The following is a 22,681-nucleotide window of genomic DNA, read 5'->3' as shown; positions in this document are numbered from 1 at the left end:
ACATAACAAGCCGGTTGTGGAGTGGTGATGGAAATACATGTTCTGAATCGGCCTGTTATTTGACCTTGCGCAGACAATCTGGGTAGATTGTCACCCTAAGATGACGGAGCATATGTTGTAATCGCACAACAATAAGTGAGGTCGTCTAGCACCCCGGATGGGTGTCAGGCACCAACAAGATAAGGATGTGGAATGAACGAAAAGTACGCCGCACTACGCGCCAACGTAGGTATGCTGGGTCAGCTGCTGGGTAAATCCATCAAGGATCATCAGGGTCAGGCCTTTCTCGACAAGATCGAAACCATTCGCCAATTGGCCAAGTCCTCCCGCAAGGGCAATGAATCAGACCGGGAACGTCTGCTCGATACCCTGCGCACCCTGAGCGACGACGAGCTGCTGCCGGTGGCTCGCGCCTTCAGCCAGTTCCTCAATCTGGCCAACGTGGCGGAACAGTTCCACACCATCTCCCGTCGCTGCGAAGAGCAGGTCTGCACCCCGGACCCGCTGGAGCAGATGTTCGACAAGCTGAAAGCCTCCAACCTGTCGCAAGAGGCCATCATTCAGGCCGTGCGCGAGCTGGATATCGATCTGGTGCTGACCGCTCACCCCACCGAGGTGACCCGTCGCACCCTGATCCACAAGCACGTGCAGCTCAACGACTGCCTCGAGGCGCTGGAGCTCTCCGACCTGCTGCCCCGCGAGCGGGACAAGATCCTCAATCGCATCGAGCAGCTCATCAATCAGGCGTGGCACACCAACGAGATCCGCGAACAGCGCCCGACTCCGGTCGACGAGGCCAAGTGGGGCTTCGCCGTGGTGGAGAACAGCCTGTGGCCTGCCATCCCAGAATTCATGCGTAATCTGGACGAGCGTCTGCAACACCATCTGGGTGTGCGGCTGCCGCTGGATGCCGCGCCGGTCAAGTTCACCTCCTGGATGGGCGGTGACCGTGACGGCAACCCCTTCGTCACCGCCAAGGTGACTGCCGAAGTGCTGGAGCTGGGCCGCTGGATGGCGGTGAGCCTGTTCTACAAAGACATCAAGGAGCTCACCTCCGAGCTCTCCATGTCTGACTGTACCGACGCCGTGCGCGCTCGCGTTGGCGATCACCCCGAGCCCTACCGTGCGCTGGTGCGCGAGCTGCGTGAAGCGCTGCGCGAAACCAAGGAGCATCTCACCGCCAAGGTGCAGGGCCAGGCGAGCGAGAGCCAGGATCTGGTCAAGACCACCGCCCAGCTGCGCGAGCCGCTGGAGCTCTGCTACCACTCATTGCACGCCTGCGGCATGGGCAATATCGCCGATGGCATGTTGCTGGACGTGCTGCGCAAGGTCGCCTGTTTCGGCATCCATCTGGTCAAGCTGGATATCCGTCAGGATGGCGAGCGCCACGGGCTGGTCTTCTCCGAGCTGACCCGCTATCTGGGTCTGGGTGACTACGCCGAGTGGAGCGAAGATGACAAGCAGGCCTTCCTGCTCAACGAACTGAACTCCCGCCGCCCGCTCATTCCTCACGACTGGGAGCCGAGCGCCGAGGTGCGCGAGACGCTGGATACCTGTCAGGTTATCGCCGAGCACGACCCCGATGCGTTCGGTATCTACATCATCTCCATGGCCGGTGCACCGTCCGACGTGCTGTCGGTGCAACTGCTGCTCAAAGAGGCGGGTTGCAAGTTCCGCATGCCGGTCGCCCCGCTGTTTGAAACCCAGGATGACCTGATGGCAGGCACCGCCGTGATGGAGCGCCTGCTCTCGGTGGACTGGTATCGCGGCTACATTCAGGGCCGTCAGTACGTGATGATCGGTTACTCCGACTCTGCCAAGGATGCGGGCATGATGGCTGCCGGCTGGGCCCAGTACGCCGCCATGGAATCCCTGGTGGGACTTGCCGAAGCCAACAATATTCGCCTCACCCTGTTCCATGGCCGTGGCGGTACCGTCGGTCGTGGTGGTGCCCCTGCCCATCAGGCCATCCTCTCCCAGCCGCCGGGATCCCTGCGCGGCGGTCTGCGTACAACCGAACAGGGGGAGATGATCCGCTTCAAGTTCGGTCTGCCGAAAGTGGCGATCAAGAGTCTGGAGCTCTACACCAGCGCCGTGCTGGAAGGGAACCTGCTGCCGCCGCCCAAGCCGAAAGAGTGCTGGCGCGAGGTGATGGAACAGCTGGCCGCCGACTCCTGCGATCACTACCGCAGTATCGTGCGTGGTCATCCGGACTTCGTCCCTTACTTCCGTGCCGCCACCCCGGAGATGGAGCTCGGCAAGCTGCCGCTCGGCTCTCGTCCCTCCAAGCGCAAGCCCAACGGCGGCGTCGAGAGCCTGCGCGCCATTCCGTGGATCTTCGCCTGGACCCAGAACCGTCTGATGCTGCCGGCCTGGCTCGGTGCCCACAAGGCGCTGCAGCAGGCCATCGACGGCGGCAAGCTGGCGGTGCTGGAAGAGATGAGCGCCCAGTGGCCCTTCTTCCGCACTCGCCTCGAGATGCTGGAGATGGTGTTCCTCAAGGCGGACGTCTGGCTCGCCGAGTACTACGACACCCGTCTGGTGCCGCAGGAGCTGTGGGGCCTTGGCAAACAGCTGCGTCAGGAGCTCGCCGAATCCATCGAGGTGGTGCTGAAACTGAGCCCGCGCGGGGATCTGCTGGAGGATCAGCCCTGGATCAAGGAGTCCATCAAGCTGCGCAACCCCTACACAGACCCGCTCAACGTGCTGCAAGCCGAGCTGCTCAACCGCTCCCGCAACCACCCGGAGACCCTGCACCCCGAGCTGGACAAGGCGCTGATGGTCACCATCGCCGGTATTGCCGCAGGTATGCGTAATACGGGTTGATTACCAGTCCAGGTCCGCAGGCTTCAGCAATATCCATCAAGCCAAAGGGCGCCGACAAGGCGCCCTTTGTTGTTTCTACGATCTCGCTTGGTTTACAGGTTGTCTCTATGGGGTTGCCGCTTCCAGCGCGGTTATCTCGCCGCCGCTGATAAGCGGCAAGTTGCGGCTGATCAGCTCTACCGGCCAGTCCCACCAGGCGATGGCGTTGAGACGGGCGATGGTGTCGTCGTCGAAGCGGTAGCGGATCACCTTGGCGGGGTTGCCGCCGACCACGGCGTAGGCGGGCACGTCTCCGGTGACCACGGAGCGGGCGGCGATGATGGCACCGTTGCCGACCTTTACTCCCGGCATGATCAGGGCGTCATAGCCAATCCAGACATCGTTGCCGATGACGGTATCACCCTTGTAGGGGAGGCTGCCCGGGGCGGGGGCGGCATGCTCCCAGCCGTTGCCGAAGATAAAGAAGGGGTAGGTGGAGAAGCCGGAGGTCTGGTGGTTGGCGCCATTCATGATGAACTTCACCCCGCGGGCGATGGCGCAGAACTTGCCGATGATCAGCTTGTCGCCGATGAAGGGGAAGTGGTAGAGGACGTTGCGCTCGAAGCCCGCCGAATCCTCCGGGTCGTCGTAATAGGTGTAGTCACCCACCTCGATATTGGGCCCCTTGATGGTGTTTTTGATAAAGCACACCTGGGGAAAGCCGTTCATGGGGTGGGGATTGGCGGGATCGGGTCCGTGCATCTGGTCTCCTTGGATTGGCCGGGCTAGAGCGCCGGGAAGTAGCAGGCGCTCATGTCGATGGGGTGATCTGGGCAATTGGGTAGATAGAATTGCCAGCCCGCATCGGAGAAAGCGCGCAGCTCGGTTTCGACAAACTTGATGGCGAGGCTCAGGGCCTGCAGGCTGTCGATGCCGTAGATAAAGGTCTTGTCGCTCAGCCCCGCCAGCTTCACCTTGCAGCGCCAGTCACCGCTGGCGGACTTGGGATCCGGCTCGGGGGCCTTGATGGCGATCTTGAGGGTGAGCTGTTCCCCTTCGGTGCTGATAGCGTCGAAGCGGGCGGTAACGATGGCGTTTTTCATCTGGCGATTCCTTTTCCGTGGTACAGCCCCTGCGGTTGCGGGTGGCTGGCTCCCTGATGGCTGATGAGGTGAAAACTGGACTCAGGACGGTCAGCGTAAATGAACTTGTGAGTTGAAACAATGGGATATGCGCGACCGGGTGAGGGGGCTTTCGCCGCCGTGAGCGAGCGCAGTGGCGGGAGTAGCAACGCGCTGGCCACCTGTGGTGGCCGAGAGGCTGGCGGGCTGCTAGATGTAAAGGATTGTTGGCTGTGGCCGCAGATTTTTCTGCGCTGCCGATGAGGGCGAGTGAGTCCTCTTGAGGCAGAATATCTCCCCCCTGTTTGACGCTGAAGTACAGGAGTCTCCGTGGCGCTTTCGGTAACCCAGCTTTATGAAGTGATGGCCCAGCTGCCAGATCCCGTCTTTATCCTCAGTGAAGATGGCTATTACGTGGAATATATCGGCGGCATGGAGCAGCAATCCTATCACGATGGCAATCCGCTGGCGGGCAAGCAGCTGGCCGATGTGCTGCCACCCGAGATGGCCATGTGGGTCAAGGCGCAGGTGGCCGAGTCTCTGGCGAGCGGTCAGGTGCGGGTGGTGGAGTATGAGCTCTCCGCCGTCGAGGTGGGGGGGATCAATGCCGCCGCCGGGCCTCAAGGGATACAGCGTTTTGAGGGCAAGATTGCGCCGCTGCCCTCCCTCTATGACGGCAAGCGGGCGGTGGCCTGGGTGACCCGCAATATCACCCGCCAGTACGAGTTGCAGCAGCGACTGCTGCGCCAGAGTGAAACCGACCAGCTGACCGGCCTCTACAACCGCCGCTACTTCTTCGAGCACTGCCAGCCGTTGCGGGCAGGGGAGGCGCCCTGTGGTCTTATCATGCTCGACATCGATCACTTCAAGCAGCTCAACGATCGTTACGGCCATCAGCAGGGAGATCGGGCCTTGCAGCGCTTCAGTAGTTGTATCGATGCCCTGTTGCGGGCGGATGACCTCTTTGTGCGCAGCGGTGGCGAGGAGTTTCTGATCCTGCTGCCGCGGATCGATGAAGCCGGTTTGCAGCAGATGGCGGAGCAGATCCGCGCCGCCGTCGAAACGCTGCCTGCCGATCCGGTCGCCATCACGGTCAGTCTGGGCACAACCCTGGTGCAGCCGGAGGAGGAGATCAATCAGGCGCTGGCCCGGGCCGACGAGTGGCTCTATCGGGCCAAGCGGGCAGGGCGCAACCGGGTGGCGCACTGCCCGGCAGGTTGAAAGTGCCGCTCCGGTCGCTGTTGGAAATAGCCTGCGCTTTTACCCTGAATAAATTGGCTGACATCACTGTCAATTAGTAGAAAAGTTGGTCGTATTATTTAACTCATATTCCACAGCTTAAGGTGTTAATATTATCGGCCTGATCGCTGGTCTTATTTATGTTGTTGGGCAACAGCATGAGGTTTTATCGGTATGTTATCAAACAGGTTTGAATCGGGTTTTGGGTGACGAATGTGATACATCCTGTTGTCTTTTGAAACATTCCGATTCAAACAGTCATGAATTATTAACCTTGACCCGGATTGCGATTTCAACGATGGTAGCGTGGCAGCTCCGTTTCTCTCCGGTGGCCCTGTTGGCCGCTGGCGGCGTTGTTTTTTCATGTGCAGGGCGATATGCAACGACATATCTCCAGCCTGTTATTCGGGCCAATAAAAATAATGATGACAGATTAATAAGGTATATATTGCAATGAGTGTTTCTATTGCTGAAAAGAGTAACCCTGTTTCAAAATTGAAATGGGAGAAAAGCGATTCGGTATGGACCATGGGCCTATATGCCACTGCTGTCGGTGCCGGTACGTTATTTCTCCCTATTACTGTTGGCAGTAATTCCCCGGTTATTTTGCTATTTATTTTATTGCTGGCTTTTCCGCTTTCTTATTATTCCCACCGTGCATTGAGCCGCTTTGTGCTCTCCAGCTCCCATCGGGAAGGGGATATCACCCATGTGGTGGAGGAGCACTTCGGTGCCAAGGCGGGCAAACTGCTGATGCTGGTCTATCTGATGGCCTTCTACCCCATCATTCTGGTCTACAGCATCTCCATCACCAACGCGATTCAGAGCTTCGTGGTTCACCAGCTGGGGGATGCCGAGCTTCCGCGCGGCTTGCTGGTGCTGGGGGTAATGCTGGGCCTGCATCTGGTGCTGCTGGCTGGCAAACAGATCGTGGTGTCGGCTATCAGCGTGCTGGCGCTACCGATGGTCGCCTTTCTGATTGGCCTCTCCATCTATCTGCTGCCCCAGTGGAGCCTCTCCTATTTCAGCGAGAGTCAGGCGGTGGAGTGGCGTGATCCGGCGTTCTGGAAATCCCTCTGGCTGATCGTGCCGGTGATGGTCTTCTCCTTCAGCCATGCGCCTATTATTTCTTCCTTCAGCGCGGCGCAGAAAAAGCGTTGTCAGGAGAGTGCTGACCTGCGCGCCAAGCGGATAATCAAGTACAGCAGCATGCTGATTTGCGGCAGCGTGCTCTTTTTCGTGGTGAGCTGCGTGATGAGTCTGAGTCAGGCCGAGATGGCGCTGGCCCGCACCGACAATATCTCGGTGCTGTCGGCGCTTGCGAACAAGTTCTCCAATCCGCTGATCGCCTATGTGGGGCCGCTCATCGCCATTCTGGCCATGTCCAAATCCTTCCTCGGAACCTCCATGGGGGTGAGCGAGGGGACGGTGAGCATGGTGAGCGGTGCCTGTCAGGGGCTGGGGCTCTCTCTCAAGGAGTCGACCATCGCCCGGGTGTCATCGGTGATCCTGTTTATGGTGACCGCTGTCATCACCTATCTGAACCCCAATGTGCTCGACATCATCGAGCGCGTCAGTGGTCCGCTGATCGCGGTGATCCTGTTTCTGCTGCCGGCCTGCTCCATCTATCGCTTGCCCGCACTCAAGCGTTATCGCGGGCCGAGTACCCTTTTTGTGTTGGTGATGGGGCTGCTTGCCATCTCGGCCCTTATCTACGATCTGCTTTGACCGGGCGGTATCCCGCACAAATCAAAAAGGGCGACCATCTGGTCGCCCTTTCTCTGTGCATCGGGGTTAGCCGAGCAGGCCGCTGGCGCTCTGGCCCGCCATCAGCAAGCCGATGGCCAGCATGCTGAACCAGACCAGGGTTGCGCTTACCAGCAGATAGCCGCTGGCGACGAACAGACCGTCCCGCTGCAACATGCCGGTGGCCAGCAGCAGGATGGCCCAGGCAGGCATGGCGTTGGTGAACGGGATGGCGCCCAGAGGCAGCATCAGCAGCAGGGCGGCCAGCATGATCAGCAGGCCGTTGCAGCGGTTGACCGTGTTGCTGCCGGTCAGCACCAGCAGGCGCGGGCGGATAACGCGATCGACCCGGGCCAGCAGATCCGCCCCCTTGTGCAGGGTCGGCTTGAGCTGGTCGGCGGCGAAGCTGCGCTCCATCAGCATGGCGGGCAGCCAGGGCACCCGATTGAGGGTGATGCCGATCCCGATAAAGAGGATCAACAGGCCAAACGGGGTGCTGACCCCGGGAATGGAGACCGGCAGCAGGAAGGGGACGGTGAGCAGCACGCAAAACAGCAGCATCCCCTGCTCGCCCACCAGCGCGAGCATCTGGCGCAGGCTGATGTGGCTCTCGTTGATGGCGTGCGCGGTGGCCCGCAGGGTATCCGCGAGGGTAGTTTTGGGGTCGTTGAGTTGCGCGGCAACCATTCCCTGATGTCCTTTTGAGTAGTGATAACGGGCCCCGATGACCCGATTTGGCGCCAGCATACGTGGCAGAGGTTAACCGTCGATGAATGGTGGCGGGGCGCATAGCGGTGCCAGTGGGGCGGCTCGGCGGAGGTTCCGGCGAGAGGGAAATCCCGCGATGAAAGTGATCCGGTACAGCCGCCGTTTAGGATGGGCGCAGGATGCCTCTGGTATGCTTTCTGCACAATCACACAGGGAGCAGGGGATGATGAAGAGCGCCGGGATAGTGATGATGGGGTTGTTGCTGCCACTCGGGCAGGCCTGGAGTAGCGAGGCCGCGACCACATCCGGTTGGCAGGTGACGCCGTTTTTTGGCTACAGCTCAGCCATCGACTTCGAGAAGAGTGACGAGGTGGTGCAGCCGGTGCCGCTTTCTGCATCGTTTGATTCACTGCAGGGACAGGGCTCCGGCAGCTGGGGCCTCTTTATCAGCAAGGAGGTGGATGATCCCGGCATGATTGAGCTGCTCTACAGCCATCAGTCCACCCCCCTCTCTCCCGACCAGCCGGATCGCCTGACGGTGGATACTTTGCACTTTGCCGGTGCGCTGACCCTCTCTGACAACCTGATGGCGCCCTACATCGGCGCCGGGATCGGGGTGACCCGCTTTGCCGCCTACGACAGCGAGGTGACCCCTTCCATGTCGCTGGCGCTCGGGGTGCAACCGCGCCTCGCCGAGCATCTGGCGCTGCGGGCCGAGGTGCGCGGCTATGGCTCGCTGGTTAACGACAACAACCAGTTTCTCTGCAACCCGGAGCAGTGCGTGTTCAAGGTGCGCGGGGAGCTGGTAACCCAGTGGCAGGCCAATATTGGTCTTACCTTCCGCTTTTAGGCGAGGGGATTTCCCCCATGAAACAGGGGCCCTTGGGCCCCTGTTTCAGCAGCAATGTTCCGCCGTGATCGGCCATCAACCGGCAGCTCTTCACGCCTCTTTATTAGTCGGCGTCGCCCATACCGCGCAGTTTCTGCCCGCCTCCTTGGCGCCATAAAGCGCCTGATCCACCCGTTTGAACAGCGAGACGGCCGGCTCCCCGGGCTCGCGGATCCCCACCCCCAGACTGACCGTCATGGTATGGGTCGGGTCGGGGGCTATGGTGCGGGTCGCAGTGAGCAGGGTGTTGGCCAGTTGCTGCAGCTCGGCTTCGTGGGCGACGGGCAGCAGCAGGGCAAACTCTTCACCCCCGACACGGGCCGCCAGCGCACCGGGCGGGCAGTGCTGTTGCAACAGCTCGCCAAACTGTTGCAACACCCGATCCCCGATATCGTGGCCGTAGTTGTCATTGATCAGCTTGAAGTGATCCAGATCCAGCAGGATGAGAGCGTGGCAAATCCCCTGTTCCAGAAACAGCTGCTGATGAAAGTAGCGCCGGTTTGGCAGCCTAGTCAGATCGTCGAACAGCGCCTGCTGTCTGAGCTGGGTATTGATGTGGAAGAGGTGGTGCATGGTGCTCAGGATACCGATACTGCTGAGCAGGATGCCGCTGGAGCGCAGCAGATCCTCGGCATAGATGGCGAGCCAGAGTGGCTGCGCCACCAGTTCATCCATGATGTCGGCGGTGGCCCCCATGATCCACAACATCAGACCGCAGGAGAGCATGCGGTAGGTGTGGGTGGGCAGGTGGGCGCACTGCACCACCCAGAACAGGAACAGCATGGTGAGCCAGTTGATCACCTCGAAGCCAAAGCTGACGGCGTAAAAGCGCTCGTAGGGAAAGTGGGGCAGCAGCAACAGATGCAGGGCCATGATGGCCAGCATCACTATCCCCAGCAGCGCGATGTGGGCGCGATGCTCCCGGTCGAGATGACGGTAGTGGGAGAGGCTGATGTCGAGACGATCGAACTGCATGGTGTTCCTCGGATTGGGACTGCCATCAGGTTGCAAACAAGGGGCTGCGTAATGGCATGCCGTGGTCGGATAACAGGAAACGGCTGGTCTGTCAGTGTAAACGAGCGGGCCCGCAGAGCGCGATATCGATGACGTCAGCTTGTGGGCTGGCTCAGGCTTTGCGCACTTCTGGTGCGTGACGTATCGCCTGCCCTGCGACAGGGCGCCCCTGGGCAGGTTAGCGCAGCTCATGCGCCAAATTGGTGCGTTGATGATGCGTAATCTTACTAATGCAATGATTTAAAAGGATTTAAATTTGTGGCCCGCTTTATGCTTTTTACATGTCAGACGGTCTCTTGCGGTCATCGGCGGCAGATGCAGTGATGAGGAAGTGGCAAGAGACATCCCCGTGCCGGGCACGGGTGTGATTCTGGCGGGTTGCAGCAACACCTTGCGGTTCGCCACAGATTCAATCAGGGAAACGGAGCCGGTCTTGTACCGGTACGACAGGGAAGGAGAGTGCTCTATGGTCAAAAAATGGATGATGGCGGGTCTGACGATGTTGCCTGCCTTGCTGGTTACCCCAAGTTGGGCCGAAGAGGTCGCTCAGGTACAGGCGGCGGTGGCTCCGGTTGCCGCCATGACAATCAACAAGGGTGACAACACCTGGATGCTGCTCTCGGCGGCGCTGGTGATCCTGATGTCGATCCCCGGTCTCGCCCTCTTCTACGGTGGTCTGGTGCGGGCCAAAAACATGCTGAGTGTGCTGATGCAGGTCTTTACCCTGTTCTGCCTTATCTGCGTGCTCTGGGTGATCTACGGCTATTCGCTGGCCTTTACCGAAGGGGGCAATTTCTACGGCTCCTTCAGCAAGGTGCTGCTCAAGGGGGTGACCCCTGACTCCATCGCCGCCACCTTCAGCAAGGGGGTCGGGATCAGCGAGCTGATCTATGTGGTGTTCCAGGGGGCCTTTGCCGCCATCACCTGCGGCCTTATCGTGGGGGCGTTCGCCGAGCGCATCAAGTTTGCCGCCGTGCTGCTCTTCTCGGTGATCTGGTTCACCTTCGCCTATATCCCGCTGGCTCACATGGTATGGTACTGGGCGGGTCCGGATGCCTATACCAGCGCCGAGGCTGCGGCCACAGCGACCGCCACTGCCGGTTATCTGTTCCAGCATGGTGCGCTGGACTTTGCAGGCGGCACCGTGGTGCACATCAACGCCGCCGTGGCGGGTCTGGTGGGTGCCTATCTGGTGGGCAAGCGTCTGGGCTACGGTCGTGATCCCATGACCCCCCACAGCCTGACCATGACCATGATCGGTGCCTCCCTGCTCTGGTTCGGCTGGTTCGGTTTCAACGCGGGCTCCGCGCTGGAAGCCAACGGTATCGCTGCTCTCGCCTTTATCAACACCTGGGTAGCGCCGGCTGCGGCAGCTCTCTCATGGACCTTGGCCGAGTGGGTGATGAAGGGACGTCCCTCCCTGCTGGGTGCGGCATCCGGTGCGGTGTCCGGTCTGGTGGTGATCACCCCGGCAGCCGGTTTCGTCGGTGTGGGCGGTGGTCTGGTGATGGGCCTTGTCAGTGGCGTGGCGGGTCTGTGGGGCGTCCACGGTCTCAAGCGCCTGCTGGGGGCCGATGACAGTCTGGACGTGTTTGGCGTACACGGGGTGTGCGGCATTCTCGGTGCTCTGCTGACCGGCGTCTTTGCCAGCCCGGATCTGGGCGGCACCGGGGTGTGGGACTATGTCACCAATCAGGTTGCCGAGGGCTACTCCATCCTGACTCAGGTGAAGATCCAGGCTATCGGGGTCGGTGTCACCCTGCTCTGGTCCGGTGCCGTGGCGGCGATTGCCTTCAAGGCGGTCGACATGCTGGTGGGTCTGCGGGTGAACGGCGATGCCGAGCGGGAAGGGCTGGATGTCACCTCCCACGGCGAGAAGGCTTACAGCATGTAATCCCGAATGCCAGACAACAAAAAACCGCCGGGATCGGCGGTTTTTTTATGACTCTAAAGCTGCAAAGCCTGAGTTCACACGCTTAGTTCACGACGGCCACGTTGATGCTGCCATTGCCCTGGGTCATGCGTACACGGGCGCCCGGGGTGAAGGTGGGGCTGGCTTTCTGCACCACCACGATGGCTTCGCCGTTCTCTTTCTTGATCTCCAGCTCGACGCCGTCGATCTGATTCATCTTGTTGCCGATGGCATTGCCTGCCGCTGCACCGGCGATGGCGCCGCCTGCGGCTGCGATGTCGCGTCCGGTGCCGCCACCGACTGTGCTGCCCAGCAGGCCACCGACTACGGCGCCGCCAATGGTGCCAATCAGGGAGTTCTCATCGGCCTGGATCTTCACCGGGCGGGTGGAGATGATGGTGCCGTAGCTGACGGTCTGCACCTGTTTGGCGCGGTCTTTGGTGTAAACATCGCCAGAGTAAACGTCACTGTTGGCGCATCCGGTGATGGTGGTTGCTGCCAGCAGGGCAATAAGGGTCATACGCTTCAACATGGTGGGCCTCCTGGGCTGCACGTAATTTGAACAATTCGGTTGATGAGTGAACTTTACTCCAACCCCGTCACACATGAAATCGGCAAAATGTAACCAATTATGCGTTCTGTAACCGGTTTTGTCCTTGAATCGCAGCTGTACCGGAGAGGGTTTTAACCAGCAGCAGACGGTCTTCTCCGGGGCCGAAATAGTCGGCTACTTCCGCCTGCAATGTGTAACCGAGCCGGTAGTAGAGGCGCTGGGCCGGATTGGCCGGATCGACCGTGAGCCGCAGTTCGCTGATCTGCAGCGCCTGTTGGTTGGCCTCCATCTGGCGCATCATTCGCTCCGCGAGGCCGAAACCGCGCGCCTCGGGCAGCACCGCCAGCGAGAGCACCCAGCCTTGCGACCGCTCCTGACCGAATCCCCCCAGCACATAACCCACCAGCTGCCCCTCGTATTCGGCCACCAGCAACAACTCGGGCCACAAATCCATCGCCTGACGGAAGAAGAAGGCGGGATAGACATCTTCGCCAAACACCTTGGCATCGATCTGCCAGATGGCGTGCATGTCATTGTGGGTAGCGGTGCGTAGCAGGGGTGGGTTGTGGTGCATCAGGACTCCATTGGCAGCAAACGGATCGGCAACGCCGCTGACCTTGGGGTCAACGGCAGAAAAGGAGTCATAGGGTAGTGGTCATCCCCTGCCGGATGCAAGGGATTGGCGGTTATGGCGGCAGGGGGCGGCTCTGGGGCAGTTTGGGAGCCTTGCGCAAGCCGTCGAGCAGGTGGCGAAGGGTGAGCCAGGGGTGGCGCAGCAACATGCGCGGGCCGCTCCACTTCATCACCTGCTGGATCTGTTTGCGCATCGCCGGTGCGTAGCAGTGGATATTGCAGTTGGCGCAGGTGGGTTTGTGGCCGTGGCCATAACGGCAGCGGCGCAGGCGCTGATGGGCGAAATCCCGCAACTGGCGACAGTGGCGGCAATGGGGATCCTGATGATGGTGCTGGCAGTAGAGGCGGATCATGGCGCTGACCGTCTGCTGCTCGCGCATGAGTCTGGGATGGTCACTCGCCTTTTTGCTGGCTGCGGCGTGTGAGCCCCGGGCTGGGCTGGCATGATGACTTTTCATGGCCGCCATTCTCCTGACCTGCTCGCTTTGGGTGTTGATACAGGTCAAAAGGGGGGATAAAAAACAGGGCCCGCAGGCCCTGTGTCATCAGATGAGGCTGGTTGCCTGCTCCAGCCAGGCGAGATCCTCGCCCTCGAGCAGCGGGCTCAGGCGGCGGAACACCTCGACATGGTATTCGTTGATCCAGCGGAATTCGGCCGGGCTCAGCAGGCTGCGGTCGATCAGGCGGGTATCGAACGGCACGTAGGTCAGGCGCTCGAAGCCCAGCATCGGCAGCTCGCCAACCTGTTCCAGCTCGGTCACCACCACCAGGTTTTCGCAACGGATGCCAAAGCCATCTTCACGGTAGTAGCCCGGCTCGTTGGAGAGCACCATGCCCGGTTGCAGGGCAACCATGCTCCCTTTCGGCGCGATGCGCTGGGGCCCTTCGTGGACGCTCAGGAAGTGGCCGACGCCGTGGCCGGTGCCGTGGTCGTAGTTGTAACCGGCCTGCCACAGCGGCATGCGGGCCAGCACGTCGAGCTGGATACCGGCGGTGCCACGGGGGAAGCGGGCCTGATCCAGCGCGATATGGCCCTGCAGTACCCGGGTAAACATCGCTTTCTGCTCGTCGCTCACCTCACCCACCTTGATGGTGCGGGTGATGTCGGTGGTGCCGTCCATGTATTGCGCGCCGGAGTCCAGCAGATAGAGGCTGTCCTGGCCGAACGCACGGGGGGTGCCATTGGTGTGGTGGTAGTGGCACATGGCGGCGTTGGGGCCGAGCGCAGAGATGGTATCGAAGCTCGGCTCGACGTAGTGCTCCTGCTCGCGGCGGAACGCTTCCACCTGATCGGCCAGGGTGCCTTCATCCACCCCCTCGAACTCGCCGGAGGCGACCAGCCGATCCAGCCAGGCGAGGAAGCGGGTCATGGCCACGCCATCACGCAGGTGAGCGGCACGCATACCGGTCAGCTCGATCTCGTTTTTGCACGCTTTCGGCAGCATGGTGGGGTCTTGGCCAGCCACCAGAATGGCACCCGCCTCTTCCATGACGAGCTGGGTCCAGGCGTTGGCGCTGTCCGGATCGGCCAGCACCTTCTGCTGATCTTCACCGATGCGCTGCAACACGTCGCCCAGCTTGTCGATGGGGTAGACGGAGACATCTTGGCCAACGTGTTGGGTGAAGGCGAAGCAGTCAATCTTGTCGGTATCGACGAAGAAATCCATGCTGGTGTTGGCGTAGAGCACCGCAAAGCCCAGCACCACCGGCAGCCGGTCGATGTCGCGGCCACGCAGGTTGAGCAGCCAGTTGATGGGCTCGGCCTGGGTCAGCAGCACGGCATCCAGCCCGCGCTTGCGCAGGTCGGCCGCCAGCTGTTCACGTTTGGACTGGCTGGACTGGCCTGCCAACTCCTCGCTGTAGAGGATGACCGGGCTCTTGGTCGGCTCCGGGCGATCGCTCCAGTTCAGGTCGATAGGGTTCTGCTCGACGCGGATCAGCTCGATACCTCGGTCGGCCAGCACGGCCTTGGCATTCTTGTACCAGGTCAGGCTGTGCAGGCGGGCATCGAAGCCAACCCGGGAGCCTGACGGCAGTTGCTCGGCCAGCCACTGCACATGAGGATTTTCAATGAGGTGGAGGAATTCGAACAGTTCGGCGGGGGTTTGCATCCGCGCCTGCACCGTATAGCGACCATCGACAAAGAGGGCTGCCCGCTGGGCCATGATGATGGCAACGCCGGCAGAGCCGTTGAAACCGGTGATCCAGTCAAGCCGCTCGGCATAGGCGGGGATGTACTCGCCGAGGTGCTCATCATCGTGGGGGACGATAAAGGCGTCCAACTCCTGCATGGCCAGCTCGGCCCTGACTTGGGCGACGCGGGTTTCAATTATCTCGAAATTATTCATGTCGTTAGTGCCAGATGGTTGCTATATGAGTGTTCAGTTTTTATGGCCGCTGGCCAGGATCCGCTTGATCGACTGACCCGCTGCTTCGATATGCTGCCTGAGCAGCACCACCGCCTCGTGCTTGCGCCGGGCGCGGCACAGTTCCAGCAATTGGGCGTGTTCACGCTCCGCCTTGTCCACCCCGTCACTGGCAAACAGCAGCTCGAAGCGGACATAGCGGTCACAGCTCAGATTGATCTGGGCGATCAGTTCAAGTGCCTGGGGGCGACCGGCTGCCTGATAGAGGGTGGCGTGAAAGCTGTGGTTCAACTCGGCCCAATGTTCAATCTGGGTGCCTGACTCCAGGGCGTGATCAAACTGGGCGAGGATCGCCTCCGCTTGCGCGAAGGTGGCTTCCGTCATCTTGTCGACGGCGTGAAACAGGGTATCGGCTTCCAGCAGCGCTCGCAAATAAAAGAGCTCTTCAATGGCCGATGCGTCCAGCATGGTGACCACGGCGCCGCGATGGGCCTCGAATTTGACCAGCCCCTGCGCTTCCAGCTGCATCAGGGCTTCGCGCACCGGAATGCGGCTCACGGCCAGCTCTTTGGCGATGGCATCCTGACGCAAGGGGGCGCCAGCGGGGAACTCCCCACGGAGGATCCGGCCACGGAGGTTTTCCATCACCATCTGGGTTCGGGTCTTGTAGGGTGGGGTCATGGTCGGGTCACGATTGGGCGTTACAGAATTGTATATTGTATAAAGTTTGGCTGAATCTAACCTGTCACAATGGGCAAAGGCAAGGTTTTGGCCCCTTGAATGGGGCCGATGGCGGCGTTCGAGGCTCCACAAAAACAAAAATGCCGATCAGCGTGGCTGACCGGCATGATGTCACTGATACGAAGCGAGCCTGTTACAGCTGCGGGCCTGCCGCAACCAGACGTTTGCCTTCGTCGTTATCGGTGAAGCGCTCGAAGTTCTTGATAAAGCGCCCTGCCAGATCGACGGCCTTGGCATCCCACTCGGCCTTGTCGGCGTAAGTGTCGCGCGGGTCGAGGATCGCTGGGTTCACATCGTGCAGCGCGGTCGGGATCTCCAGATTGAAGATCGGCAGCACCTTGGTCTCGGCCTTCTCGATGGAGCCATCCAGGATGGCATCGATGATGGCGCGGGTATCCTTGATGGAGATGCGCTTGCCGGTGCCGTTCCAGCCTGTGTTGACCAGATAGGCTTCTGCACCTGCCGCTTCCATCCGTTTCACCAGCTCCTGACCGTACTTGGTCGGGTGCAGGGAGAGGAAGGCTGCGCCGAAGCAGGAGGAGAAGGTCGGAGTCGGCTCTGTGATGCCGCGCTCGGTACCGGCCAGTTTGGCGGTGAAGCCAGACAGGAAGTGGTACTTGGTCTGCTCCTTGGTCAGTTTGGAGACCGGAGGCAGCACACCGAAGGCATCGGCAGTCAGGAAGATCACCTTGGTGGCGTGACCTGCCTTGGAGACCGGCTTGACGATGTTGTCGATGTGATAGATGGGGTAGGAGACGCGGGTGTTCTCGGTCTTGGAGCCATCATCGAAGTCGATGGTGCCATCGGCAGCAACGGTCACGTTCTCCAGCAGCGCATCGCGACGGATGGCGTGGTAGATGTCCGGCTCAGCCTCTTCGGAGAGCTTGATGGTCTTGGCGTAGCAGCCCCCTTCGAAGTTGAACACGCCGTGGTCATCCCAGCCGTGCTCGTCATCGCCGATCAGCTGACGCTTGGGATCGGTGGAGAGGGTGGTCTTGCCGGTGCCGGAGAGGCCGAAGAAGATGGCCACGTCGCCGTCCTGACCCACGTTGGCGGAACAGTGCATGGAGGCAATGCCGCGCAGGGGCAGGAAGTAGTTCATCATGGAGAACATGCCCTTCTTCATCTCGCCACCGTACCAGGTGCCACCGATGAGCTGCATCTTCTCGGTCATGTTGAAGGCAACAAAGTTCTCGGAGTTGAGACCCTGCTCCTTCCAGTTCGGGTTGGTGCACTTGGCACCGTTCATCACCACGAAGTCAGGCTTGAAGGTTTTCAGCTCTTCATCGCTCGGACGGATGAACATGTTTTTCACGAAGTGTGCCTGCCAGGCCACCTCGGTGATGATGCGCACGGCCAGGCGGGTATCCGGGTTGGCACCGCAGAAACCGTCGACTACAAACAGGCGCTTGCCGGAGAGCTGTTTGGTGACCAGCCCTTTCAGATGTGACCACACTTCCGGGGTAATGGCTTTGTTATCGTTTTTACCCTGGTCAGACCACCACACAGTATCCTGGGTAGTGGCATCTTTGACGATATATTTATCTTTTGGGGAGCGACCGGTGAAGATACCGGTGTTTACGTTGACGGCGCCCAGCTCGGTCACCACACCGCGCTCGAACCCTTCCAGGTCAGGGCGTGTCTCTTCCGCGAAAAGCTGCTCGTAAGAGGGGTTGCGAACGATTTCTTGGCTGTTTTTGATGCCGTACTGGTCCAGTCCTAATTGTTGGGCCAGGGTGGGTTCTGCCACGATTGTCATTGTATTCTCCTGGGTTCAGAGGTTGGTAGGGTTCTATCTGACGGTCATCCTATCACTTAGGTGGTAGAGTTTAGCGATCGCCATCAAACTTTATAAAATAGGGTATTTTTTTGTTATTAAAGTTAAAGGCGGGTTTTGCCCGCCTTTAATTAGTGTAACTGGTTTGCATCATTGCCGGGAGCCCTGCTGAACAGGGTTTCGACATCGATCCCATTAAATTGGTACTGGGCGCCGCAATAATCACAGTGCATGTCGATCTTGCCGAGCTCCTGCACCATCTCCATGACCTCTTCCTTTTCTATCTGCAACAGGGCCCCTTCGCAGCGCTCGCGGGAGCAGGTGCAACGGAACTCGACCGCCTGCGGATCGAACACCCGCACCTTGTCCTGGTGGTAGAGACGGTAGAGGATCTCTTCTGCCTGCAGGCCGAACAGCTCTTCATCCTTGATGGTGCTGGTGAGCTGGGTCAAGTGATCGAAATCGTTGCTGTGATCCTCGCTCTGGGCGGGCAGCTCCTGCAGCATGATGCCGGCAGCACGCGGCGCACCTTCGTGGTAGCCGGTGCGGATCCACAGCTTGGTGGCCAGCTGTTCGGAGCGGGCGAAGTAGTGCTCCAGGCAGCCTGCCAGGGTGTCGGCGTCCAGCGCTATGATGCCCTGATAGCGCTCGCCCTGCTCCGGGGTGATGGTGATGATCAGCTGGCCGTTGCCAATCAGGCTCTGCAGCTTGCCATCGCTCGGCAGCTCGCCTTCATAGCGGGCCACGCCGCGCAGCTGCTGGTTGTTGTCACCGTTGATCACGGCCAGACGCACCGGGCCATCGCCCTGCAGCTGCACCGTGATGGAGCCTTCAAACTTGAGGGTGGCGGTCAGCAGGCTGGTGGCGACCAGCAGCTCGCCCAGCAGTTTTTGCACCTGCACCGGGTAGTTCTGGGCTTCCACCACGTGGCGGTAGGTGTGATCCAGCTGGACCAGCTCGCCACGCACTTCGTACTCTTCAAACAGATAGCGATACAGCAGATCTTGGTTGCTCATCATGTATTCCTGGCTTTTCGGTGAGGTAAATCGGGCGGGCTGGGGTTGATGCCAGCCCGGTATCAAATCGGGGTAGGTCAGTACTGTTTGACCTTGAGCAACTGGCGTCGCTCCTGCTTGTCGGGGCGGCGCTCGGGGCTGGGGGCAAACTGGCTGTTGAAGCGGCGCGCCTCGCTGTTCTCGGCCCGTTTTTTCAGGCTCTCGGCGGTCTCTTCATAGAGTTGCTGGGCCAGCGGTGCCGATTTGCGCTGCTCGCTCAAGGCCAGCACCCGCACTTCGCGTTCGTCCTGCCCCTGCCAGAAGCGGATCAGTGCACCCACTTCCACCTGTTTGCCCGGTTTGCTGCGCTGACCATTGTAGTGCACCTTGCCCCCGTCTATCTGATCCCGCGCAATGGAGCGGGTCTTGTAGAAACGGGCCGCCCACAACCACTTGTCGAGACGAACCTCGAGGGCACTTTCTGCATGATTGGGCATGAACAGGCTCCATAACGGGGAAAAGAGGTGGTCGATTATACCAGAGCACGGGGTCGGGATAGAAACCGGGCCGCCGCCGCGCGGGGCGCAAACCATGTCAAGGTGATGCAACATATGGGCAGTTTGCTGATTCACAAGGGAAAGCGCTGCTTTATCGGGTATCCATGGGGGCTGGGAAGGGCCTCCATACCGCGCATATAACGCTGCCGCCCCGGTTGGGGGCGGCAGCGTTCACATCCATCGACCATGTCAGAGTCAGAAGTGATCGTGCTGATCCGGCTTCTTCTGGTCGTGTGGGCCTTCGCTGTGGGCGATGGCAGTGCGGATCAGATCAACCCCGGCGCGGATAATCAGCACCCCCATGTTGACCAGCTTGACGCAGACCCACATGAAGGTGATGAGCAGGATCAGCTTGAGCACGGTCTGGAACGCTTCCAGGAAGTTCTGCTCCAGCTGGGCGGTCAGGCCGTTGGCGCTGGTCATCAGCCAGGTGTAGACCTCGCGCACGAACGGGATGCGGCTTGGCATCTCCAGTACATCCAGTGCGGCAGGAAGCGCCTGGAAGATGACGATGCTGCCGAACAGGATCAAAATGACACCGATGGCGATGCCGAGGAAAAAGCCGAACTGTCTCATGGAGGGCTCCAGCATTTGCTGCATGCAATTGAAGATAGCCGTCAATAGTAGGGAGTGCCCTGCTTCATCGCAATCTTCCGTGCACCGCCAGCGCGGCGGGAACGGCGGCAATCCGGCCGCTACCGTTGCCCAACTATCTGATTTCTGGGAGGCTTGTCGCCATTGTGCATAGGGAAAGCAAATTGATGTCGAGAACCCTCTTTTTACTGTTGCTGGCGCTGTTTGCCGCTCTGCCAGCCCTGAGTGCCGAACCGGCTGGCCCCACGGCAGCGGCCTGCGCCATCCGCCATCAGGATCAACTGCTGCTGGTGCAGGATCGCATCTCCTCCCGCTACAGCCTGAGCGGTGGCTATATAGATGGCGGCGAGCGCCCCGAGCAGGCGGCGCTGCGCGAACTCTATGAAGAGACCGGCTTGCAGGGGGAGGTGGTGCAGGAGTTGGGCCGCTGGCAGCGAGCGGTTATCTTCGCCTGCCGCACGCTGGAGCCTATCGTCGCCCAGCAAGATTCCGATTTTGTCTCGCTGCTGAAGGCTCCCAATCTGGGCGGGGAGATCCTTAACACTCGGCTGATCGCCATCGACCAGCTGCCCCGCGAGCAGCGTCGTTTCCCGGATCAGCTCGACTGGTTGCAATCCCGGCTTGATCAGGTGCCCGAGAGCGAGATGCTCTGGCAGGCTGATTTTGTGGCGCAGGGCAATGCGCTGCATCAGGCCGAGATCCCGCTGATGCTGCGCCTGCAACAGTGGCTGGGGCCCGATGTCTGGTGGCTGTCGGTCAGCAATCTGTTTGGTTCAGGCGGCTTTCAGCTTGCCCTGATACCTTTGCTGCTCCCGCTGCTGGGGTGGCCGCGGCTGCGCCAGCTGCTGTTTGCCATGCTCTGGCTTGGCTTGTTGGTGCAGGCAAGCAAGGAGGGGATCGGCTGGCCGCGCCCCTTCCATCTGCAACCGCTGCTGGCAACCCAGAGCGCGCAAGGCTTTGGCATGCCGAGCGGCCATACCGCTTCGGCCCTGCTGTTCTGGGGGGCGCTGCTTGGCTGGTTCTGGCCTGCCCGGCGCGGGCTGGCCTATTCGCTGGCCTTGCTGCTGGCGCTGACCACAGGTCTGGCGAGGGTCTGGCTCGGGGTGCACTTTATCTCCGACGTGGCGGCGGGGCTGCTGATTGGCGCCTTGCTGCTGGCGGTTCGCCCCTGCTGGCGTGCCGACAGGCATTCGGCAGCTTGGCTGCTGTTGATTGCATCTGCGCTGGCGCTCGGGGGGCTGACCCAGTCGGCCCATCTGGCCGGGATAGGCATGGCGGCCCTCGGGCTCTGGGTTGGCGGTTTGCTTACCCTGACCCGCGGCGGATATCCCCCCATTGTGACCGGCGCGGTCACGCTGGCGGGGGGCGCGGTGATAGGGGCGGGGCTTTGGGCGCTGCCGCTGCTGACCAGCAGTTCGCTGGCCATACTGCTTGGTCAGTTTGTGCTCTTTTTCGGGCTGGGGCTCTGGTTGAGCGCTGGCCTCTGGTGGATACTCTCTTTCTTGAAATGCGACACACGACCCAAGGGCAACGGCTCTGACAAGGGAACTCTATGAATGTGAAAAAAGTGGATTTGGCCAAGATAACCTTGGGGGTGCTGTTTCTCAGCATCCTGATTATCTCCTGTTTCCTGGTGTTGCAGCCCTTCCTGCCTGCGCTGGTGTGGGCCACCATGATCACCATCGCCACCTGGCCGCTGATGTTGATGGTGCAGCGGCTGTTGTGGGGCAAGCGCACCCTGGCGGCCCTCTTTATGACGCTGGTGCTGCTGCTGATGTTTGTCATCCCGCTCTTTATGACGCTGGCCAATGTGGCGGAGAAGGCGCCCATGCTGATCGAGCTGGGTACCCATATCAGCCAGTCACCGCCGCCGGAGCTGCTCTGGTTGCAACAGATCCCGCTGGTAGGCGACAAGCTCTATGACTTCTGGCAGCAAATTCTGGCGAGCGGTGGTCAGGTGCTGTTTGCCAAGCTGGCCCCCTATTTCGGTCAGACCGCCCGCTGGCTCGCCTCTCAGGCGGGTAATCTTGGGCTGCTGTTCGTTCACTTCCTGCTGACGGTCGGTATCTGCGGTGTGCTCTACCACTCGGGTGAAGTGGTGGCGACCGGCATTCGCCGCTTCGCCCACCGGCTGGCGGGCCAGCGTGGTGACAACGCCACTGTGCTGGCTTCACAGGCGATCCGTGCCGTGGCCATGGGGGTGGTGGTAACCGCACTGGTGCAATCCTCGGTAGCCGGTGTCGGCCTGCTGATTGCCGGTATCCCCTACGCCATGGTGCTGGTGGTGGTGATGTTCCTGCTGATCGTCGCCCAGATCGGCCCCTTCCCGGTGCTGCTGGCCTGTATCGGCTACCTCTACTGGAGCGGCGACACCACCTGGGGCACCTTCCTGCTGGTGTGGTCACTGATTGCGGGCACCATGGACAACTTCCTGCGCCCCTTCCTGATCAAGCGGGGCGCCGACTTGCCGCTCATCCTGATTCTGGTGGGGGTAATCGGTGGCTTGCTGACCATGGGGATCATCGGTCTCTTTATCGGCCCGGTAGTGTTGGCGGTGGGCTACACCCTGCTGGATGCCTGGATCAAGGAAGATGACCAGCCGGCGGCTGCCGCGGTTGAACCGCCCAAGGCCCAATAACGATTCAGTACAAAGACGATTCGGTAACAAGATGAATCAGCCATCCATCGCTGATACAAAGAGCCGCCCATTGGGCGGCTCTGTTGTTTATTACCATCCCATGTAGGTTCGATTAGCGAAGCGTAATCGGACGATCGAGATGCCGCTGTCCCGGTTGTATCCATAAGTCAGCGGTGGCCCGTCAGAGGGGAAATGCGGGTGACTTATGGCGGCAAAGCAGACCGGGCAAGTTGTATAAGCTGAATTTATGGATTTGTGTTAAATGACCCAATTTTTGCTTATACCAACGCCTATCCAAGCCCTACATACGATTTGGCCCGGTAATCCCCCCGAAAAACTGAGGTGCTCATAAGTAGAATTTTCTCGTATCTTGAACGCAGGAGGTTCTACATG

The 22,681-nt window shown here is 60.4% G+C and carries 20 protein-coding genes; 7 read left to right on the top strand and 13 right to left on the bottom strand.

What is annotated here, in order from left to right; translation table 11 throughout:
- Positions 1 to 192 precede the first annotated feature (192 nt).
- Positions 193 to 2,826: a phosphoenolpyruvate carboxylase gene (gene ppc / locus OKC43_RS13035; RefSeq protein ID WP_115522987.1), complete on the top strand. Its 2,634-nt coding sequence runs from the start codon at positions 193 to 195 to the stop codon at positions 2,824 to 2,826.
- A 105-nt stretch (positions 2,827 to 2,931) separates the two neighbouring features.
- Here ppc and OKC43_RS13030 read toward each other — a convergent pair whose 3' ends face one another.
- The gene (locus tag OKC43_RS13030; protein ID WP_199415443.1) at positions 2,932 to 3,567 is read right to left on the bottom strand and encodes a Vat family streptogramin A O-acetyltransferase; all 636 of its coding nucleotides are present in this window, start codon (positions 3,565 to 3,567) and stop codon (positions 2,932 to 2,934) included.
- A gap of 23 nt (positions 3,568 to 3,590) precedes the next feature.
- Complete coding sequence (locus tag OKC43_RS13025) at positions 3,591 to 3,908, bottom strand: DUF6968 family protein (RefSeq protein WP_005355042.1); 318 nt, start codon at positions 3,906 to 3,908, stop codon at positions 3,591 to 3,593.
- 348 nt (positions 3,909 to 4,256) lie between these two features.
- Between OKC43_RS13025 and OKC43_RS13020 the strand changes: the two genes are divergently transcribed.
- Both OKC43_RS13020 and OKC43_RS13015 read left to right on the top strand, forming a co-directional pair.
- On the top strand, positions 4,257 to 5,147 hold the full coding sequence (locus OKC43_RS13020; protein WP_236271789.1) for a sensor domain-containing diguanylate cyclase: 891 nt from the start codon (positions 4,257 to 4,259) through the stop codon (positions 5,145 to 5,147).
- A gap of 471 nt (positions 5,148 to 5,618) precedes the next feature.
- A complete protein-coding gene (locus OKC43_RS13015) occupies positions 5,619 to 6,893 on the top strand; it encodes an amino acid permease (protein ID WP_129503180.1) in 1,275 nt (424 codons plus the stop codon).
- Positions 6,894 to 6,959: 66 nt separating this feature from the next.
- On the opposite strand, the gene OKC43_RS13010 is transcribed toward OKC43_RS13015, so the two are convergent.
- On the bottom strand, positions 6,960 to 7,598 hold the full coding sequence (locus tag OKC43_RS13010) for an exopolysaccharide biosynthesis protein (protein WP_236271790.1): 639 nt from the start codon (positions 7,596 to 7,598) through the stop codon (positions 6,960 to 6,962).
- 247 nt (positions 7,599 to 7,845) lie between these two features.
- Between OKC43_RS13010 and OKC43_RS13005 the strand changes: the two genes are divergently transcribed.
- On the top strand, positions 7,846 to 8,469 hold the full coding sequence (locus OKC43_RS13005) for an outer membrane beta-barrel protein (RefSeq protein WP_236271807.1): 624 nt from the start codon (positions 7,846 to 7,848) through the stop codon (positions 8,467 to 8,469).
- Positions 8,470 to 8,559: 90 nt separating this feature from the next.
- On the opposite strand, the gene OKC43_RS13000 is transcribed toward OKC43_RS13005, so the two are convergent.
- On the bottom strand, positions 8,560 to 9,483 hold the full coding sequence (locus OKC43_RS13000) for a GGDEF domain-containing protein (RefSeq protein ID WP_236271791.1): 924 nt from the start codon (positions 9,481 to 9,483) through the stop codon (positions 8,560 to 8,562).
- 505 nt (positions 9,484 to 9,988) lie between these two features.
- On the opposite strand from OKC43_RS13000, the gene amt reads away from it, so the two are divergent.
- Positions 9,989 to 11,416: an ammonium transporter gene (gene amt, locus OKC43_RS12995; RefSeq protein WP_179902685.1), complete on the top strand. Its 1,428-nt coding sequence runs from the start codon at positions 9,989 to 9,991 to the stop codon at positions 11,414 to 11,416.
- 82 nt (positions 11,417 to 11,498) lie between these two features.
- Here amt and OKC43_RS12990 read toward each other — a convergent pair whose 3' ends face one another.
- From OKC43_RS12990 to OKC43_RS12950, 9 genes are all read right to left on the bottom strand, one after another.
- A complete protein-coding gene (locus OKC43_RS12990) occupies positions 11,499 to 11,966 on the bottom strand; it encodes a glycine zipper 2TM domain-containing protein (RefSeq protein ID WP_236271792.1) in 468 nt (155 codons plus the stop codon).
- A gap of 97 nt (positions 11,967 to 12,063) precedes the next feature.
- Positions 12,064 to 12,561, bottom strand: a complete 498-nt coding sequence (locus OKC43_RS12985) for a GNAT family N-acetyltransferase (RefSeq protein ID WP_005340127.1) — start codon at positions 12,559 to 12,561, stop codon at positions 12,064 to 12,066.
- Positions 12,562 to 12,673: 112 nt separating this feature from the next.
- The gene (locus OKC43_RS12980) at positions 12,674 to 13,078 is read right to left on the bottom strand and encodes a nitrous oxide-stimulated promoter family protein (RefSeq protein WP_005356534.1); all 405 of its coding nucleotides are present in this window, start codon (positions 13,076 to 13,078) and stop codon (positions 12,674 to 12,676) included.
- Between the two features lie 87 nt (positions 13,079 to 13,165).
- Positions 13,166 to 14,968, bottom strand: coding sequence for an aminopeptidase P family protein (locus tag OKC43_RS12975; RefSeq protein WP_005355029.1), 1,803 nt, complete (start codon positions 14,966 to 14,968; stop codon positions 13,166 to 13,168).
- 33 nt (positions 14,969 to 15,001) lie between these two features.
- Positions 15,002 to 15,667, bottom strand: a complete 666-nt coding sequence (locus OKC43_RS12970) for a GntR family transcriptional regulator (RefSeq protein WP_005340138.1) — start codon at positions 15,665 to 15,667, stop codon at positions 15,002 to 15,004.
- 193 nt (positions 15,668 to 15,860) lie between these two features.
- Positions 15,861 to 17,486 (bottom strand): phosphoenolpyruvate carboxykinase (ATP), encoded by a 1,626-nt coding sequence (gene pckA / locus OKC43_RS12965; protein ID WP_005340139.1) that lies wholly within the window; start codon positions 17,484 to 17,486, stop codon positions 15,861 to 15,863.
- Positions 17,487 to 17,635: 149 nt separating this feature from the next.
- Complete coding sequence (hslO, locus tag OKC43_RS12960) at positions 17,636 to 18,520, bottom strand: Hsp33 family molecular chaperone HslO (RefSeq protein WP_005340140.1); 885 nt, start codon at positions 18,518 to 18,520, stop codon at positions 17,636 to 17,638.
- A 77-nt stretch (positions 18,521 to 18,597) separates the two neighbouring features.
- On the bottom strand, positions 18,598 to 18,996 hold the full coding sequence (gene hslR, locus OKC43_RS12955; protein WP_005340141.1) for a ribosome-associated heat shock protein Hsp15: 399 nt from the start codon (positions 18,994 to 18,996) through the stop codon (positions 18,598 to 18,600).
- A gap of 255 nt (positions 18,997 to 19,251) precedes the next feature.
- Entirely contained in the window at positions 19,252 to 19,632 is a 381-nt protein-coding gene (locus tag OKC43_RS12950) for a hypothetical protein (protein WP_005340143.1), read from the bottom strand.
- A 185-nt stretch (positions 19,633 to 19,817) separates the two neighbouring features.
- Here OKC43_RS12950 and OKC43_RS12945 point away from each other — a divergent pair, with 185 nt between their 5' ends.
- Both OKC43_RS12945 and ydiK read left to right on the top strand, forming a co-directional pair.
- Entirely contained in the window at positions 19,818 to 21,206 is a 1,389-nt protein-coding gene (locus OKC43_RS12945) for a bifunctional NUDIX hydrolase/phosphatase PAP2 family protein (protein WP_236271793.1), read from the top strand.
- Entirely contained in the window at positions 21,203 to 22,288 is a 1,086-nt protein-coding gene (gene ydiK, locus OKC43_RS12940) for an AI-2E family transporter YdiK (protein WP_047437873.1), read from the top strand. The genes OKC43_RS12945 and ydiK overlap by 4 nt, the downstream gene beginning before the upstream one ends.
- Positions 22,289 to 22,681: the final 393 nt, after the last annotated feature.

The organism is Aeromonas sp. Y289-2 (assembly GCF_027705925.1).
In the GTDB taxonomy this organism is placed as follows: domain Bacteria; phylum Pseudomonadota; class Gammaproteobacteria; order Enterobacterales; family Aeromonadaceae; genus Aeromonas; species Aeromonas veronii.
Note: the sequence above shows the minus strand (reverse complement) of the source record. Positions and strands in the feature narration are given on the sequence as shown.

Coding starts and splice junctions, on each gene's coding strand:
- pckA (WP_005340139.1), bottom strand. CDS start 17,486: ATGACAATCGTGGCAGAACCCACCCTGGCCCAACAATTAGGACTGGAC.
- OKC43_RS13030 (WP_199415443.1), bottom strand. CDS start 3,567: ATGCACGGACCCGATCCCGCCAATCCCCACCCCATGAACGGCTTTCCC.
- amt (WP_179902685.1), top strand. CDS start 9,989: ATGGTCAAAAAATGGATGATGGCGGGTCTGACGATGTTGCCTGCCTTG.
- ydiK (WP_047437873.1), top strand. CDS start 21,203: ATGAATGTGAAAAAAGTGGATTTGGCCAAGATAACCTTGGGGGTGCTG.
- OKC43_RS12980 (WP_005356534.1), bottom strand. CDS start 13,078: ATGAAAAGTCATCATGCCAGCCCAGCCCGGGGCTCACACGCCGCAGCC.
- ppc (WP_115522987.1), top strand. CDS start 193: ATGAACGAAAAGTACGCCGCACTACGCGCCAACGTAGGTATGCTGGGT.
- OKC43_RS12950 (WP_005340143.1), bottom strand. CDS start 19,632: ATGAGACAGTTCGGCTTTTTCCTCGGCATCGCCATCGGTGTCATTTTG.
- OKC43_RS12970 (WP_005340138.1), bottom strand. CDS start 15,667: ATGACCCCACCCTACAAGACCCGAACCCAGATGGTGATGGAAAACCTC.
- OKC43_RS12975 (WP_005355029.1), bottom strand. CDS start 14,968: ATGAATAATTTCGAGATAATTGAAACCCGCGTCGCCCAAGTCAGGGCC.
- hslO (WP_005340140.1), bottom strand. CDS start 18,520: ATGAGCAACCAAGATCTGCTGTATCGCTATCTGTTTGAAGAGTACGAA.
- OKC43_RS12945 (WP_236271793.1), top strand. CDS start 19,818: ATGTCGAGAACCCTCTTTTTACTGTTGCTGGCGCTGTTTGCCGCTCTG.
- OKC43_RS13025 (WP_005355042.1), bottom strand. CDS start 3,908: ATGAAAAACGCCATCGTTACCGCCCGCTTCGACGCTATCAGCACCGAA.
- OKC43_RS12985 (WP_005340127.1), bottom strand. CDS start 12,561: ATGCACCACAACCCACCCCTGCTACGCACCGCTACCCACAATGACATG.
- OKC43_RS13005 (WP_236271807.1), top strand. CDS start 7,846: ATGAAGAGCGCCGGGATAGTGATGATGGGGTTGTTGCTGCCACTCGGG.
- OKC43_RS13010 (WP_236271790.1), bottom strand. CDS start 7,598: ATGGTTGCCGCGCAACTCAACGACCCCAAAACTACCCTCGCGGATACC.
- OKC43_RS13000 (WP_236271791.1), bottom strand. CDS start 9,483: ATGCAGTTCGATCGTCTCGACATCAGCCTCTCCCACTACCGTCATCTC.
- OKC43_RS13015 (WP_129503180.1), top strand. CDS start 5,619: ATGAGTGTTTCTATTGCTGAAAAGAGTAACCCTGTTTCAAAATTGAAA.
- hslR (WP_005340141.1), bottom strand. CDS start 18,996: ATGCCCAATCATGCAGAAAGTGCCCTCGAGGTTCGTCTCGACAAGTGG.
- OKC43_RS12990 (WP_236271792.1), bottom strand. CDS start 11,966: ATGTTGAAGCGTATGACCCTTATTGCCCTGCTGGCAGCAACCACCATC.